Origin of the sequence: Pseudomonas sp. GV085, assembly GCF_003050925.1 — a bacterium.
Classification (GTDB): domain Bacteria; phylum Pseudomonadota; class Gammaproteobacteria; order Pseudomonadales; family Pseudomonadaceae; genus Aquipseudomonas.
Genome location: NZ_QAOV01000001.1, coordinates 19,429 through 34,403, shown reverse-complemented (window position 1 = coordinate 34,403; position 14,975 = coordinate 19,429). Strand labels below are relative to the sequence as shown.

Genomic DNA, 14,975 nt, shown 5'->3' with positions numbered 1-14,975 from the left:
TCCTTACAAAGGAGACCGACAATGGGAAGTTTCGCCACAGAGTCGGCCTACAGAGCGGACAAGGGTGAACTTTCGAGGCCTTTTTAGAGGGCACGAGTCGGAGGTTCGACAACCTCCGACGCACGCCAATGGTGCGTGGTGTCCAGAGGAGTCATGGGGCATGCAGGCTTTTTTATCACCGGGGATCGGGCTGTTGGGGCGTTTTGGCTTTGCACGCAAATTCCAGCTGTTGTTTCTGCTGTTTATCCTGCCGCTGGCCGGCAGCCTGTGGATGATCGGCCAGGACTATCGCGACAAACTCAGCCTGATCTCCGGCGAACGCGCCGGGGTACGGCAACTGCTTGCGCTCGATGCGCTGGATGACCTGCTCGCCGCCCAGCGTGATCGCGCCGCCCGGTGGCGCGCCACGGAAACCAATCGCCAGCCAACGCCGGCTACCCTCGCCGCGATGGCTGCGTTCGATGCGGTTCAACCCGCCGTCAGCCAGGCCACTGCCGAGTTGGGCAACGCCCTGCAAAAAGAAGGTGCCGAGGGTGAAACGCTATCGCGTTATCAGGCTCTGCAAACCGCCCTCGATGGCCTCGACTCAAAAAGCCTGAGCAATGTCGGCTGGTGGCCCGATGGCTATGATCGTTTCACCAATGCCTTGAGCGCCTTGCAAGCCTTGCGCGAGCAGATCGCCATGGACAATCGCCTGACGCTGGCGCCGTGGCTGGAGACTTATTTGCTGACGCAGATTTCCACCCAACATGCGCCGGACCTGATCGAACGGGTCGGCCGTCTGGCGGCGGTGGGTCAGGCCTCGGTGGTGTCAGGGCAGTTCACCTTGCAAAGCCGCCTGCAACTGCGCGACCTGCGCAGCCGCATCGGCGATGCGCGAGAGCAGCTGGTGAAAACCGCAGGTCTGCTCGAAGCGCGCTTGCCCAGCGCCTTGCAAACCTGGGCCGGGCAATATCACGACAGCCTCAAGCGCCTCGATGCGGGCCTGAAGGTGCTGGACGACGGCGTGTTCGGCGGCAGCATCAACCTCAAGCCGGAGGACTTCGAACGCAGTCTGGATGCCCTGCTCTCTGACCTCGCCTCGTTGCGCCAGCAGTCGCTGGTGTCGCTGGATCAACGCCTGGATTACTACCACGGCTCGGCGATCCGCCAGTTCATTGTGGTGGCCGCCGTGTTGGGCTGCCTGCTATTGGCGGCGCTGTATCTGTTCATCTGCTTGCAGGCCTCGATCCGCCGCAGCGCCAGCGGCATCACGGTACTGGCCGAGGCCTTGCGCGATGGCAATCTGAGTCTGCAAGTGCCGGTTCAGGGCCGGGACGAGCTGGCAGTCATCAGTACCGCGCTGAACGTCGCCGTGGTGCAACTGCGCAGCAGCCTGCAAGGGGTGGATCACGAAACCCTGCAACTGAGCAAAGCGGTGCAAACCCTCAATCATCACTCCAGCGACGCCCTGGGCGAAGTCGAAGCCCAGCAGTTGCAGATCAGCCAGATTGCCGCTGCGGCGACGCAATTGGCCGCGACCTCACAAGGGGTGGCCCACAGTTGCGAACAGGCGTCCGGCAGCGCCCAGCACACCCGGCGCATTGCCGCCGACAGCAGCCGTGACAGCCAGCGCACCACCGCGAGCATCCAGCAACTCAATCAACGCCTGAACGAGACCGCTGCGGCACTGGGCCGGGTCAGTGAACAAGGACAGCAGATTCAACTGGTGGTCGACACCATTCGCGGCGTTGCCGAGCAGACCAACCTGTTGGCGCTCAACGCCGCCATCGAGGCGGCTCGGGCGGGCGAGCAAGGGCGTGGCTTCGCGGTGGTGGCCGATGAAGTGCGCAGCCTGTCCCAGCGCACCCAATCGTCGACCGCACAGATTGCCGGCACGGTCGACAGCCTGCGCAACACGGTGAATGAGGCGGTCAGCCTGATGCAAGCCGCCTGCAGTCAGGCAGAGAGCGATGCACAAGCGGTCACCGGCCTCGGTGAACGGCTTGGGGAAATCGCCAGTGCGGTGCAGAGCGTCACCGATACCCTGGCGCAAATCGCCACGGCTGTGGAAGAACAGGCCAGTACCGCCGACGAAGTCAGCGGCAATATCCAGCAGGTCGATCAAGCGGCGGTGCGTTTGCTCGAAGGGGCCCGCGCGGTGAACCAGGCTGCGGATACCCTGAGCCACGGCAGCAAGGCCTTAAGTGACAATACCGGGCGCTTCCGCTTGAGTTGAGTCCGCCAGGACTTCTCAGGCGCGGATCACCGCCTCCGGGAAGTCCTGCTCCAGTTCGCTCTTGAGCCAGTCGATAAACCACGCCACATCCGCCGAGAGCTCGGCGGACGGCGTCAGCACCCGATAGCTTTCCAGCTTCACTTGCGCGTCCACCACTCGCACCAGCTTGCCGCTATGGAGTTCTTCGCGCACCAGCACTTCGTTGGCCAGCGCAATGCCCTGCCCGCTCTCGGCCACCGACAATGCGTGGTCGTTGTTGACGTAGAGCATGTCCGAATTGAGATGAATGTCGAGGTCGTTGGCGACGAACCACAGGTTCCACCACTCGCCATCGTCGACGTGGATCAGGTTGTGTTTGACCAGATCCGCGGGGCTGTCGATGGGCTCGACGCTGGCCAGATAATCGGGGGAACAGATCGGAAACACCCGAGGACAAATCAGGCTGGTGCGCGAGTGAGCATATTGGCCGTCCACCCCGTAGACGATACCCAGGTCAGCGCTTTTGCCATCCACTTCGGTAAAGGTCGAATTGGGTTCGATGGCGAATTTCAAGCCCGGGCGCAGATGACGCATGGCCTCGATGCGCGGCATCAACCAGCGCTTGGCGAACCCCGGCACCACCATGATGCGCAGCCAGCGTTCGGCGTGCTTGGGCTGCGCCTCTTTTCCGGCCTCGATGATCAACTGCAAGGCGGCGGTGATCTTGCGGTGGTACTTCTCCCCCGCCGCCGTCAGGTTGACCCCGCGAGAGGTGCGCTCGAACAGTTGGATGCCCAGCCAGTCTTCCAGCAACTTCACGTGGCGGCCGATGGCCGGCTGGGTCACGTGCAGGGCCTTGGAGGCTTCGACATAGCTGCCCAGCCGGGCCGCGGCATCAAAGGCACGCACCGCGTTGAGCGGCGGCAAACGGTGGTCAGGCATGGTTTCCGGGCGCCTTCTGCTGTTAAATTTTTTAACAGCCCCTATGTTAAAATTGAAGTTTCGCCCCCGCAACCCCTCGCTGATAATCGATCCACAGCAGAACAAAAAAAGCTGGTTACAACACCCGAACGCAATCTCGATCCTGCCCAGAAAAATAATATCCATGGCCCGACGGCACAGCTGTTTTCAGCACGTGCGCAGGCGATGGGGGAATCGGAGGTAACGCATGAATGCCCTGCATTCGCTGCAAACGCTGGCGGTGTCCATCCGCTCAGTGCGCAAAGTCTACGGTGATCCAAAGACTGGTCCGGTGGCGCTGAAAAGCATCGACCTGGACATTCGCGACAACGAATTCTTCACCCTGCTCGGCCCTTCGGGCTGCGGCAAAACCACGCTCCTGCGGATGATCGCCGGGTTCGAATTCCCTACCGAAGGCGAGATTCTGCTCTACGGCGAAAACATCGCCGACCGCCCGCCCTTCCAGCGCCCGGTCAACACGGTGTTCCAGCATTACGCGTTGTTCCCGCACATGACCATCGCCGAGAACCTGGCTTTCGGTCTTGAGTCCCACCCGATGGGCAAAGTCCTGAACAAAACGCAAATGGCCGAACGGGTGCGCGAGATGCTCGCCCTGGTGCAGATGGAACGCTTCGCCAACCGCAAGCCGGCGCAACTGTCCGGTGGTCAGCAACAACGCGTCGCCCTCGCTCGTGCATTGGCGCCGCATCCCAAAGTCCTGCTGCTCGACGAACCGCTCTCGGCGCTGGACCTCAAGCTGCGCCAGGCCATGCGTGAAGAGCTGAAAACCATTCAAGCTCGCACCGGCATCACCTTCATCTTCGTCACCCATGACCAGGAAGAAGCGCTGACCATGTCCGACCGCATCGCCGTGTTGTCCGAAGGCGAAGTGCAGCAGGTCGGCCGCCCGGAGGACATCTACGAACGTCCGCGCAATCGCTTCGTCGCGGACTTCATCGGCGAAACCAACTTCATCGAAGGTACGGTCACCCGTGTCGAAGACGGCCTGGCCTGGTTCGCCGGCCCGGCCGGTCATCCGCTGCCTGCACAGCCATGCAGCGATGTGCGGGTCGGGGCCAACGTCACACTGTCCGTGCGCCCGGAGCGTCTGCATTTGGTACCGGGCAATACCGAAGGTGCCTTGCCGTGCCGGATCGAGGCGCAGATCTACCTTGGCACCGACCTGCAATACCAGGTCAGCCTGAACGACGGCTCGCGCCTCACCGTGCGCACCCCCAACTGCGTCGACCAGAGCAGACGTTTCGTAGCAGGAAGCCAGGCCGGTCTGTTGTTCGACCAGGGCAGCGCCAGCGTCCTGCACGATTGAGCACGAGGAATTGCCATGCACGCACTACCGATTGCCAACACGCTGGAACGTCGGCGGGCCTTCCAGAGTTTCCTCGGGGTCAGCCCGGCGCTGATCGCCATCGGCCTGTTTCTGATCGTGCCGATCCTGATCGTCATCGGCTATTCGTTGATGGAGGCCAACCCCTACGGCGGGGTGAACAAGGTATTGAGCAGTGACGCCTACACCTCGCTGCTGTTCGAGCGGCAACTGGACGACAGCCTGGCCTTCGCCGACTCCTACCTGATCATTGCCCTGCGCTCCATCGGCATCGCCGGGCTGACCACGCTCATCACCCTGTTGATCGGCTTTCCGGTGGCAGTGTGGCTGGCCATGCAACCGGCGCACCGCCGTGGCTTGTTGATCTTCCTGATCACCGTGCCGTTCTGGGCCAACCTGCTGATCCGCACCTACGCGTGGATTCTGCTGCTGCGCAACACCGGAGTGATCAACAACAGCCTGATGGGCCTGGGAGTCATCGATCAGCCGCTGCAACTGCTCTACACCGACGGCGCAGTGCTGCTGGGACTGGTTTACACCTATGCGCCCTTCGTCGTACTTCCGATCTACGCCACCCTGGAAAAAATGGACATCCGCCTGCTCGAGGCCGCTCAGGACCTCTATGCCGGACGCGTTCGAACCCTGCGCAAGGTGGTGCTACCGATTGCCAAGCCGGGAATTCTCGCCGGCGCCATCCTCACCTTCGTGCCTTGCCTGGGCGCGATGATCGCCCCGGAATTGCTCGGCGGCGGGACGCGGATGATGCTCGGCAACCTGATCTTCCGCCAGTTCAGCGATGCGCGTAACTGGCCGTTTGGTGCGGCGCTGTCGCTGGTGTTGATGGCGGCGGTGATGTTGGTACTGACTGTCTATGCCTTGCGTGCCGAGCGTCAGCGCATCGCCAAAGGAGGTGCGTGATGATCGGCCTGTTCAAACGCAACACGCCGGGCGTGCAGGACTTCCCGGGTTTCGGCGGATTCAGTTTCCTGTTCTATCTGTACCTCTACGCGCCGATCGTGGTGCTGGTGGTGTTCTCGTTCAACGCCAACCAGTCGGCCACGGTGTGGACCGGCTTCAGCCTCGACTGGTATCGCGCGGCCTTCGCCAACCAGGCCCTGCGCCAGGCGGCCGGCAACAGCCTGTTGATCGCGGTCTGCGCCAGCATGGTCGCCACGGCCATCGCCACCCTCGCCGCCCTCGGCACTTCACGGGGAGCGAAGTTCAAGGGCCTGCAACTGTCCATGGGCGCGATCATGTTGCCCCTGGTGCTGCCGGAAATCGTGGTCGGCGTCGCCACCCTCGCGCTGTTCTCCACCATCGGTCTGTCCCTGGGCTACGGCAACCTGATCATCGCGCACACGGTGTTCTGTATTCCGTTTGCCTTTCTGCCGATACGGGCACGCCTGAACGACATGGACCTGTCCCTGGAACAAGCCTCGGCCGACCTGTATGCCGGCCCGTGGCGGACTTTCCGCAAGGTCACCCTGCCGCTGCTGATGCCGGGGATTTTCTCCGGGCTGATGCTGGCCTTCATCGTCTCGCTGGATAACTTCGTGATCTCGATGATGGTCTCCCAGGCCGGCACCACGACCTTGCCGATCTTCATCTTCGGCCTGTTGCGCATGGGCGTGACACCCGACGTCAACGCCGTGTCGACCCTGATCCTGGGCGTCTCGGTGCTGTTCGTCACGCTCTCTTATCTGCTGGGCAAAAAGAAATCCTGAACCTTCAACGTACTGTGGGGAAATAGCATGAGCAAGTTGATTGCAAGCATCGGCACTTCGTTGTTCCTGACTTTACCGCTGACCATGGTCGGCAGCGTTCAGGCCGCGGAAAAACTCAATGTGGTGAGCTGGAGTGGCTACTTTTCGCCGGAGATTCTCGCCAAATTCCAGAAACAGACCGGCATCGAAGTCACGGTCGACTCCTACGATTCCAACGAAACCCTGCTGGCCAAATTGAAACAGGGCGGTGCCGGTTACGACGTGGCAATCCCGTCGCACCAGTTCGTGCCGATCCTGATCAAGGAAAAACTGCTGGAGCGTTTCGACCCGGTCAACCAGCCCTACTATGCCGGCGTCGTCGACAACCTGAAAAAACCCACCTGGGACCCGGAAGGCGCTTACTCGGTGCCGTTCATCTGGGGCACCACCAGTGCGGTGCTCAACACCGAGCGCTACAAGGGCCCTGCCGACAGCCTCAAGGTGCTTTACGAGCCGCCGGCCGAGTTGCAAGGGCGAATCAACATGTTCGACTCAGTCAGCGACGTGGTGGACATGGCCAGCCTGTACCTGAACATCCCGCTGTGCAGCGAAGATCCGAAGCAGATGCAGCAGATCCTGACCCTGCTCAAGGCGCAGAAACCGTTCGTCAAGACCTACAGTTCCAAGGCCGGTTCGATCCGCGAAAACCTCGCCTCGGGTGAAATCGACATGTCGACCTTCTGGGGCGGCTCGTCGATGCGCGCCCGGGAGATGAATCCGAGCCTGAAATACCTGTACCCGAAAGAAGGCGTACTGGCCTGGGTCGACAACATGGTCATCCCGACCGGCAGCAAGCACCCGGCGAATGCCAAGGCCTTCATCGCGTTCCTCAGCCAACCTGAAAACGCGGCGATGACCCAGAACTTCCTCAAGCACCAGAGCCCGATCAAGGGCGTGGAGCCGTTTCTCGACGCGGGCCTGAAAGACGCTCCGGAACTGCACATTCCCGAAGGCACCCAGGTGGTGTTCAGCAAGACCTGCGGCGAAGGCGCGATCCGCCTGGCCGACCGTCTCTGGACCAACCTGATGCGTTGATCGCTACCGCCCCGACGCGATGGCGGGGCGTTTTTCCAGCCGTCTGAAAGGCCGCTTGCAATGAACTCTAATAACATCAGCGAACTGGTCCTGTTGCAGGCCCACGAGCTCGCCGAACGCATCCGCCTGCGCCAGGTTTCCTGCCGGGAAGTGATGCAGACATATCTTGCCCATATCGAACGCTTCAACCCGCTGGTCAATGCGCTGGTGAGCCTGCAAGCACCAGAAGACCTGCTGGCCCAGGCGGATATCCGCGACGCCGAGCTGGCCCGTGGTCAATACCGTGGCTGGATGCATGGCTTGCCCCATGCCATCAAGGACCTGTCCCTGACCCGCGGCATCCGCACCACGCTGGGTTCGCCGCTGTACAAGGACTTCATCCCCGAGCGCGACGGCATCATGGTCGAGCGGATCAAGGCTGCCGGCGCGATTATCATCGGCAAGAGCAACACCCCGGAATTCGGACTCGGCTCGCAAAGCTATAACCCGCTGTTCGGCGCGACCGGTTGCGCCTACGACCCGAGCAAGACCGCAGGCGGCAGCAGCGGTGGCGCGGCGGCGGCGCTGGCCATGCACCTGGTGCCGGTGGCCGACGGCAGCGACATGATGGGCTCGCTGCGTAACCCGGCCGCCTTCAACAACATTTTCGGTTTCCGTCCGTCCCAGGGCCGCGTGCCCTTCGATGACAGTGCCGACCTGTTTATCGACCAACTCGGCTACGAAGGCCCCATGGCTCGCAGCGTGCGCGATGCCGCGTTGCTGCTGTCGGTACAGGCCGGGGCAGATGCGCGGGCGCCACTGTCCATTGCCGAACCCGGCAGCGCCTTTGCGGCACCGCTGGATCGGGATTTCAAAGGTACGCGTCTGGGCTGGCTCGGCGACTTCAACGGCTACCTGCCGATGGAAAAAGGCATCCTCTCATTGTGCGAAAAGGCCTTCGGCGACTTCGAAAGCCTGGGTTGCCATATCGAACCCGTACAGCCCGAATTCGCGCCAGAGAAGCTGTGGAGCAGTTGGCGGACGTTGCGCCACTGGATGGTCGCCGGCTCGTTGGGCGCGACCTATGCCGACCCGCAAAAACGTGCGCTGTTGAAACCGGAAGCCTGCTGGGAAGTGGAGAACGGCCTGAAACTCTCGGCCACCGACGTGTTTGCCGCCTCGGTGACGCGCAGCGACTGGTATCGTGCGATCTCCAGGCTGTTCGAGAAGTACGACTACCTGTTATTGCCCAGCGCCCAGGTATTCCCGTTCGATAAAACCCAAGCCTGGCCCGCCTCCATCGAAGGCGTGACCATGGACACCTATCACCGCTGGATGGAGGTAGTGATTCCCGGCACTTTGTCCGGCTGCCCGGTGGCTAACGTACAGGTCGGCTTCAACGCCAGCGGCCTGCCCATGGGACTGCAAATCATCGGCAAACACCAGGCCGACTTCGCCGTGCTGCAATTGGCGCACGCTTATGAACAGGCCAGCCGCTGGTTTCAGCGCTGCCCTTCGCCACTGCTCAGATGAGCGATTTTGATAAACGGTTGAAAGCGCAGAGAAATATTTTAGATTTATGCTTGACGCATCCCCGTTACCGGTGAATAATGCGCGCCACTTGGCTACATAGCTCAGTTGGTTAGAGCATAGCATTCATAATGCTGGGGTCCGGGGTTCAAGTCCCTGTGTAGCCACCAAGTACTAAAAACGGCTTACCGCAAGGTAGGCCGTTTTTTTATGCCTGTAGGAGCGAGCTTGCTCCGGGCGGCGTTCCGACGATGGACATTAACGATAACGCGTGTTTACTGGTTAAACGCGGCGCTCTTGAGTCCATCGCGAGCAAGCTCGCTCCTACACCTACACCGTCGGCAATGCCGACAACGCCCGCTCCCAGATCTGCCACGTCCGCAACCAGACCATTGCCTGCCAATCACTATCCGCCGGATAGAACTGCTCCAGCAGATTCAACTTGATCTCGCGCCCTGTTGCATCACTCGGGTTGCCATGCAGATGCAGCCAATGGTCATCACGCAGATGCCGGTGAACATCCGGCCCCGGATAAGTCCCGCACTCGATGACAAACGGCATCAGCCGCACCTGCGGCAGCGCATCGATCAATGCCTGCGAGGTGTAGCCGGTGGCCGTTGCCGCCACGCCGGTTTCACTCAGGGTATCGGCACCGGTTTGCAGACTGTAGAGCCACGGGCCGTAAATCGCCTGCGCATCCGCCAGCGCCGGATAGGCGGATTCGGTGATGGTCAACAACATCGGATGACCGTACTCGCCAGCGCCGGTATGCAAGTCGAAACACATGGCGACCTCGGCATGGGCCACGTGCTTTTGCACAATCCGGTGCAGCGTGCGGTTCGACCAGCTCGGTGCCAGCCCGCCGAAAAACAGGCCGTCGGGATGAGCATGCTGACCGCCCTCGACAATCGACATGACTGCCGGCCAGCCGTGCAAGCGGATCTGCTCGCCGAGCAAGGCATCGGCACGCTCACGCTGCGGACCGTGCAACTGTGGGCAGGCATAGATTTCGTGCAGGCCGTTGTAGGCCTGGTTGTCTGGCAGCGGTCGCTGGAAATCCAGGTGATTGCGGTTCAGGTCGATGTTGTCTTCGTTGACCCGGCGCAACCACGCCATGCCCCAGGGGTTGATGGCATGGATCATGACCACGGCGACATCCGCTGGCAGGGAACGCTTGCCCAACTCCTGCAGCCATTTGATCTGGCAGCCCGAACCATAGAAGCCTTCGACCCCGTGAGTGCCGCTCAACGCGATCAGCAGCCGCTTGGCGCCCGGATCACCCAGCACCGCCACATCGGTACTCAGCGGCTCGCCGAACGGTCCTTTGAGCGGGTGTGGATACTCCGTCAGCGTTGCGCCTGCCGTGGTCGCGGCGGCCAGGAATTGTTCACGCTGGGTGCGATAGCTGGGCTGGGTGGGAAACTCGGTCTGCATGTCTGCCTCTTGTTGATCTTCTGGCCTGTTTGTTGGCAACGACCCTACAGAAAATCCCGCCATTGATGAAGGACAAAAACGCCGGTGCCGTGGGGCCGGGTTTGCGTCCCTCCCGGTCGGCCGATAAAGTCCACCGATCGTAGATCCAACGGACGGAGTACCCCACACGTGTTCTCAACCTTCCCTTTGCGCCGCTATCGCCTGCCAGCTCTGGTTCTGCTCGCCAGCGCTTTGACCCTGACCGCGTGCAACAACGCTTCAGTCCCGACCCTGCCGCTCGCACCGGAAAGCGCTTCCGGTTTCCGCACCGACCTGAAAACTCAACACGCCGAGAAATACATGGCCGCGGCGGCCAACCCGCTGGCGGCCGAAGCCGGGCGAGACATGCTGCGCCGGGGCGGCTCGGCCATCGACGCGGCGATTGCGATGCAAGCGGTGTTGACGCTGGTCGAGCCACAGTCTTCGGGCATCGGTGGCGGCGCATTGATCGTACTCTGGGATGGCAAGGCCGTGCGCACCTACGACGGACGTGAAACCGCCCCGGCCGGCGCCACCGAGAAACTTTTCCTGCAAGCCAATGGGCAACCGATGGGGTTCACCCAGGCGCAGATTGGCGGTCGCTCGGTGGGCACGCCCGGCGTCTTGCGCGCCCTGGAACTGGCCCATCAAAAACACGGACGCCTGCCTTGGGCGCAGCTGTTTGAACCGGCCATCCGGCTCGCCGAGCAAGGCTTCGCCATTTCGCCACGCTTGCATCAGTTGATCGCCGCGGATTCGTCCATGCCGCGCTCAGCGGAAATGATGGCTTACTTGCGCAATGCCGATGGCAGCCCGAAAGCCGTCGGCACAAACTTGAAGAACCCGGCCCTGGCCGCCGTGTTCAAACGTATCGCCCATGAAGGCCCGGATGCCCTGTACAAAGGCCCGGTCGCCGAGGAAATCGCGGCCAAGGTACAGGGACACGCCAACCCCGGCAGCCTGTCCCTGACCGATCTCGCCAACTACCAGGCCAAGGAACGCGCACCGCTGTGCACCGACTACAAGCGCTGGCAAGTCTGCGGCATGCCGCCGCCGTCGTCGGGCGGGATCGCCGTGGCGCAGATCCTCGGCACGCTGCAAGCCCTGGAGACTCGCGATAAACGCCTGGCGCTGGCACCGTTGAAGCCGGTCAAGACCACGGCCCCCGCCGGCATCGAACCCGATCCGCAAGCGGTGCACCTGATCTCAGAAGCCGAACGTCTGGCCTACGCCGACCGCGCTCAGTACGTCGCCGACACAGACTTCGTACCCGTGCCGGTCAAGGGCCTGGTCGACCCGGCTTACCTGGCCAGCCGCGCCGCCCTGATCGGTGAACGCAGCATGGGCACGGCCAAACCCGGCACTCCGCCGGGCATCCGGGTGGCCTATGCGCCGGACCGTTCGCCCCTGCGGATTTCCACCTCGCAAGTGGTGGCCGTCGATGACGCAGGCGGTGCCGTGTCGATGACCACCACCATCGAGTCAGCGTTTGGCTCGCACATCATGGTTCAGGGTTTCATGCTCAACAACGAGATGACCGACTTCTCGTTCATCCCCGAGGAAAACGGGCAAAAAGTCGCCAACCGCGTCGAACCCGGCAAACGCCCGCGCTCCTCCATGGCCCCGACCCTGATCTTCGACCGCCAGAGCGGCGAATTCCTCGCCACCGTCGGCTCCCCCGGCGGCTCGCAAATCATCGAATACGTGGCCAAATCCACCATCGGCCTGCTCGACTGGAACCTCGATGCCCAAGCCGCCATCAACCTGCCCAACTTCGGCAGCCGCAACGGCCCGACCGAACTGGAACAGGGGCAGTTCAGCCCGAAGCTGATTCAGGCGCTGAAAGACAAAGGGCACAGCGTGAGCGAGATCGACATGACCAGCGGGACCCAGGCGATCGTTCGGGTCAAGGACGCCCAAGGCAAAGCGTCGCTGACAGGCGGGGCCGATCCGCGGCGTGAAGGGCAAGCGCTGGGGGATTGAGTCGTACGCGGGGATGAGAAAGGGCTTACCGGTGGGTAGGCCCTTTTTATTGGTAATGTCCAGGTCGCCTCTCTCCCGCTGCTTTTTCCTACCCGCAATCCATTGCGCCCTGGTTAGAGTTTCCGCGTCGCGCACCTAAAATTTATCAGCACTCACAAGCAGTACGACACGGTCGACGCTGATAACGTCGAAATGGAGTAACCCATGAACATTCACCCGATTCACACCGGAGAGGATTACCGTGCTGCTCTCAAGAGCGTGTCTGCACTGTTTAAGAATGAACCAGAAATTGGCACTCCTGAGGGAGATTACTTTGACATCATGATTACGCTGATCGAGTCGTATGAGTCGAAGCACTTCCCGGTCGACTTACCCAACCCTATCGATGCGATCAAGTTCAGAATGGAGCAGTCCGGGTTGTCCGCTGCCGATCTTGCGCCTGCCATCGGCCGCACAAATCGTGTTTATGAAGTACTCAATGGCAAGCGAGCGTTGACGCTTCCGATGATCTGGAAACTGCACGAGCTGTTCGGGATACCCGCCCAGAGCCTGATCAAACCGGTCAAGCACGCTTGATCAGGGTCGGCTCTTGCAAGCATACCTACCGATAATACGGACGATACAGAACTCTGCTTATCGACTGATCTTCAACCCCTGCCGAACATGGTGCTTTTCCAGCGCCAGCTCGATCAGTCGCGTCACCAGTTCGCTGTAGGTCATGCCGGTGGCCTGCCACAGTTTCGGGTACATGCTGATGCGAGTGAAGCCGGGCAGCGAGTTGATTTCGTTGATCAACACTTCACCGCTGTCGGTCAGGAACACATCGACGCGGGCCAGTCCGGAGCAGCCCAGTATCTGGAACGCTTCGACGGCCAAGGCGCGAATGCGCTCGCTGGCCTCGACGCTGATATTGGCCGGCACCACCACTTCAGCCGCCGTGTCGTCGATGTACTTGCTGTCGTAGGAATAGAACCCGCTGCGCACCACGATCTCGCCGCAGCCGCTGGCGATGGCGTCTTCATTGCCGAGCACCGCGCATTCAATCTCACGGCCGCTGACGGCAGACTCGATCAGCACCTTGGTATCGAAACTCAAGGCCAGCTCCACCGCTGCGGTGTATTCGGCCTCGTCGGCGACCTTGCTAACGCCCACGGAAGAGCCCTGGTTTGCCGGTTTGACGAACAGCGGCAAACCCAACTTGCCCTGCACCTCGGCAAACCCGGTACGTGCGGCCGTGGCACGGGTCAATGTCACGAACGGCGTCACGGCCAGGCCGGCATCGCGCAGCAGGCGCTTGCTGATGTCCTTGTCCATGCACACGGCCGAGCCGAGTACATCGGAGCCGACAAACGGCAGATCGGCCATGCGCAGCAAGCCTTGCAGGCAACCGTCTTCCCCGAGGGTGCCGTGGACAATCGGGAAGATCACATCAACATGGCCGAGCATTTCCTGACTGGAGGTTTCCACCAGTTGCTGGCTGGCTTTACCCGGCACCACCGCCAGTTCACGATTGGATTGATTGAGGGCGATCAGCGCCGGGTTTTCCTGGTTCAGCAAAAAATTCGAAGGGTCGTTGAGGTGCCAGTGGCCTTGTTTGTCGATGCCGATCAGCACCGGCTCGAAGCGTGAACGATCCAGCGCATCGACGATGTTTTTCGCCGACTGCAACGACACTTCATGCTCGGCCGAACGGCCTCCGAAAATGATCCCCACGCGCAACTTGCTCATGACCCGGCCTCATCCTGACAAATAAAAAACAACCTGTAGCGAATGCGCCCCACATTGCAGTATTTACCCTTGGTTTTCTAGCGGCCAAGCCGCCTTCCGATCAGAAGACAGGGAACCGCCGGCTGGGTTACCGTGTTGCGCATCAAGCTCAAGACGATCATCACCATGGCCAAGCGCACGCCTCGCAATGACTGGTTCCTTCGCGCGCCCGATGTCGGCGGGTTGCAGCGTTTCGAGGCGTTTTTTGCCGGCCATGGCTACGACCTTCACCGCCACGACACCTATGCCATCGGCCACACCCTGGCCGGGGTGCAGAGCTTTCAGTATCGTGGCGGCTGGCGTCACAGCCTGCCGGGCGCAACGATCGTGCTGCACCCGGACGAAGCCCACGATGGCGAGGCCGGCACCGAGTCCGGGTTCCAGTACCGGATGATGTACATCGAACCGTCGCTGATCCAGCAGATGCTCGGCGGGCAAGCGCTGCCATTCATCAAGACCGGGCTGTCGAACGATCCCCGCCTGTTCGCCGCCACGGGCGCGCTGCTGCGCAGCCTGGATTGCCCGCTCGATCCACTGGAAGAACAGGATGCGCTGTTCGATCTGGCGCAAGCCATGAGCACGGTTTGCGGTGCGTCGGGCAAACGCTCGGGTTTCGATTACGTGGCCGCGCAGCGTGCGCGGGAATACATCCACGGCGCCCTGGATCGCACCGTGACCCTGGATGAGCTGGCGCAGCACAGTGGCCGTGATCGCTGGAGCCTGTCCCGGGATTTTCGCCTGTTGTTCGGCACCAGCCCCTACCGCTACCTGACCATGCGCCGCCTGGACTTGGTCCGTGCGCTGCTGATTCAGGGTCAGAGCCTGGTCAGCGCCGCGCTGATCGCAGGCTTCACCGACCAGAGCCACATGACCCGGCAATTCGGCAAAACCTACGGTCTGTCACCGGCCCGCTGGATGAACATGCAGCGTCGTTGAGCCACGCACAATCGTACAAGAAGCGCGC

Annotated in this window: 12 protein-coding genes and 1 tRNA gene; 10 read left to right on the top strand and 3 right to left on the bottom strand. The window is 61.7% G+C overall.

Annotated features, from left to right (window positions below; translation table 11 throughout):
• The first annotated feature begins 160 nt into the window (after nt 1–160).
• A complete protein-coding gene (locus tag C8K63_RS00160; RefSeq protein WP_108214853.1) occupies nt 161–2,218 on the top strand; it encodes a methyl-accepting chemotaxis protein in 2,058 nt (685 codons plus the stop codon).
• A 15-nt stretch (nt 2,219–2,233) separates the two neighbouring features.
• Here the strand turns inward: C8K63_RS00160 and C8K63_RS00155 are convergent, their stop codons facing one another.
• Nucleotides 2,234–3,139 carry a LysR substrate-binding domain-containing protein gene (locus C8K63_RS00155; protein WP_108214852.1) on the bottom strand — a complete coding sequence of 302 codons (906 nt, stop codon included), beginning with the start codon at nt 3,137–3,139 and terminating at the stop codon, nt 2,234–2,236.
• A 226-nt stretch (nt 3,140–3,365) separates the two neighbouring features.
• Here C8K63_RS00155 and C8K63_RS00150 point away from each other — a divergent pair, with 226 nt between their 5' ends.
• The 6 genes from C8K63_RS00150 to C8K63_RS00125 all read left to right on the top strand — a co-directional run bounded on the left by C8K63_RS00150 (nt 3,366) and on the right by C8K63_RS00125 (nt 8,979).
• Nucleotides 3,366–4,484 carry an ABC transporter ATP-binding protein gene (locus C8K63_RS00150; protein ID WP_108214851.1) on the top strand — a complete coding sequence of 373 codons (1,119 nt, stop codon included), beginning with the start codon at nt 3,366–3,368 and terminating at the stop codon, nt 4,482–4,484.
• 15 nt (nt 4,485–4,499) lie between these two features.
• A complete protein-coding gene (locus tag C8K63_RS00145) occupies nt 4,500–5,420 on the top strand; it encodes an ABC transporter permease (RefSeq protein WP_108214850.1) in 921 nt (306 codons plus the stop codon).
• Nucleotides 5,420–6,226, top strand: coding sequence for an ABC transporter permease (locus tag C8K63_RS00140; protein ID WP_108214849.1), 807 nt, complete (start codon nt 5,420–5,422; stop codon nt 6,224–6,226). The genes C8K63_RS00145 and C8K63_RS00140 overlap by 1 nt, the downstream gene beginning before the upstream one ends.
• Before the next feature lie 27 nt (nt 6,227–6,253).
• Nucleotides 6,254–7,300, top strand: coding sequence for an extracellular solute-binding protein (locus C8K63_RS00135; RefSeq protein ID WP_108214848.1), 1,047 nt, complete (start codon nt 6,254–6,256; stop codon nt 7,298–7,300).
• A gap of 60 nt (nt 7,301–7,360) precedes the next feature.
• Nucleotides 7,361–8,812: an amidase gene (locus C8K63_RS00130; protein ID WP_108214847.1), complete on the top strand. Its 1,452-nt coding sequence runs from the start codon at nt 7,361–7,363 to the stop codon at nt 8,810–8,812.
• 90 nt (nt 8,813–8,902) lie between these two features.
• Nucleotides 8,903–8,979, top strand: a tRNA-Met gene (locus C8K63_RS00125).
• 160 nt (nt 8,980–9,139) lie between these two features.
• On the opposite strand, the gene C8K63_RS00120 is transcribed toward C8K63_RS00125, so the two are convergent.
• Entirely contained in the window at nt 9,140–10,243 is a 1,104-nt protein-coding gene (locus tag C8K63_RS00120) for a DUF2817 domain-containing protein (protein ID WP_108214846.1), read from the bottom strand.
• A 168-nt stretch (nt 10,244–10,411) separates the two neighbouring features.
• Here C8K63_RS00120 and ggt point away from each other — a divergent pair, with 168 nt between their 5' ends.
• Together ggt and C8K63_RS00110 are read left to right on the top strand one after the other, a co-directional pair.
• Complete coding sequence (ggt, locus tag C8K63_RS00115) at nt 10,412–12,244, top strand: gamma-glutamyltransferase (protein WP_108214845.1); 1,833 nt, start codon at nt 10,412–10,414, stop codon at nt 12,242–12,244.
• A gap of 204 nt (nt 12,245–12,448) precedes the next feature.
• A complete protein-coding gene (locus C8K63_RS00110; RefSeq protein ID WP_108214844.1) occupies nt 12,449–12,820 on the top strand; it encodes a type II toxin-antitoxin system HigA family antitoxin in 372 nt (123 codons plus the stop codon).
• Nucleotides 12,821–12,877: 57 nt separating this feature from the next.
• Here the strand turns inward: C8K63_RS00110 and ddlA are convergent, their stop codons facing one another.
• Nucleotides 12,878–13,972 carry a D-alanine--D-alanine ligase gene (gene ddlA, locus C8K63_RS00105; RefSeq protein WP_108214843.1) on the bottom strand — a complete coding sequence of 365 codons (1,095 nt, stop codon included), beginning with the start codon at nt 13,970–13,972 and terminating at the stop codon, nt 12,878–12,880.
• Nucleotides 13,973–14,137: 165 nt separating this feature from the next.
• Here ddlA and C8K63_RS00100 point away from each other — a divergent pair, with 165 nt between their 5' ends.
• Nucleotides 14,138–14,947 carry an AraC family transcriptional regulator gene (locus tag C8K63_RS00100; protein WP_108215460.1) on the top strand — a complete coding sequence of 270 codons (810 nt, stop codon included), beginning with the start codon at nt 14,138–14,140 and terminating at the stop codon, nt 14,945–14,947.
• Nucleotides 14,948–14,975 lie beyond the last annotated feature (28 nt).

Excerpts from the sequence above, each read along its gene's own strand:
- ddlA (WP_108214843.1), bottom strand. The coding sequence starts at position 13,972 with ATGAGCAAGTTGCGCGTGGGGATCATTTTCGGAGGCCGTTCGGCCGAG.
- C8K63_RS00110 (WP_108214844.1), top strand. The coding sequence starts at position 12,449 with ATGAACATTCACCCGATTCACACCGGAGAGGATTACCGTGCTGCTCTC.
- C8K63_RS00100 (WP_108215460.1), top strand. The coding sequence starts at position 14,138 with ATGGCCAAGCGCACGCCTCGCAATGACTGGTTCCTTCGCGCGCCCGAT.
- C8K63_RS00150 (WP_108214851.1), top strand. The coding sequence starts at position 3,366 with ATGAATGCCCTGCATTCGCTGCAAACGCTGGCGGTGTCCATCCGCTCA.
- C8K63_RS00140 (WP_108214849.1), top strand. The coding sequence starts at position 5,420 with ATGATCGGCCTGTTCAAACGCAACACGCCGGGCGTGCAGGACTTCCCG.
- C8K63_RS00135 (WP_108214848.1), top strand. The coding sequence starts at position 6,254 with ATGAGCAAGTTGATTGCAAGCATCGGCACTTCGTTGTTCCTGACTTTA.
- C8K63_RS00130 (WP_108214847.1), top strand. The coding sequence starts at position 7,361 with ATGAACTCTAATAACATCAGCGAACTGGTCCTGTTGCAGGCCCACGAG.
- C8K63_RS00160 (WP_108214853.1), top strand. The coding sequence starts at position 161 with ATGCAGGCTTTTTTATCACCGGGGATCGGGCTGTTGGGGCGTTTTGGC.
- C8K63_RS00155 (WP_108214852.1), bottom strand. The coding sequence starts at position 3,139 with ATGCCTGACCACCGTTTGCCGCCGCTCAACGCGGTGCGTGCCTTTGAT.
- C8K63_RS00145 (WP_108214850.1), top strand. The coding sequence starts at position 4,500 with ATGCACGCACTACCGATTGCCAACACGCTGGAACGTCGGCGGGCCTTC.
- C8K63_RS00120 (WP_108214846.1), bottom strand. The coding sequence starts at position 10,243 with ATGCAGACCGAGTTTCCCACCCAGCCCAGCTATCGCACCCAGCGTGAA.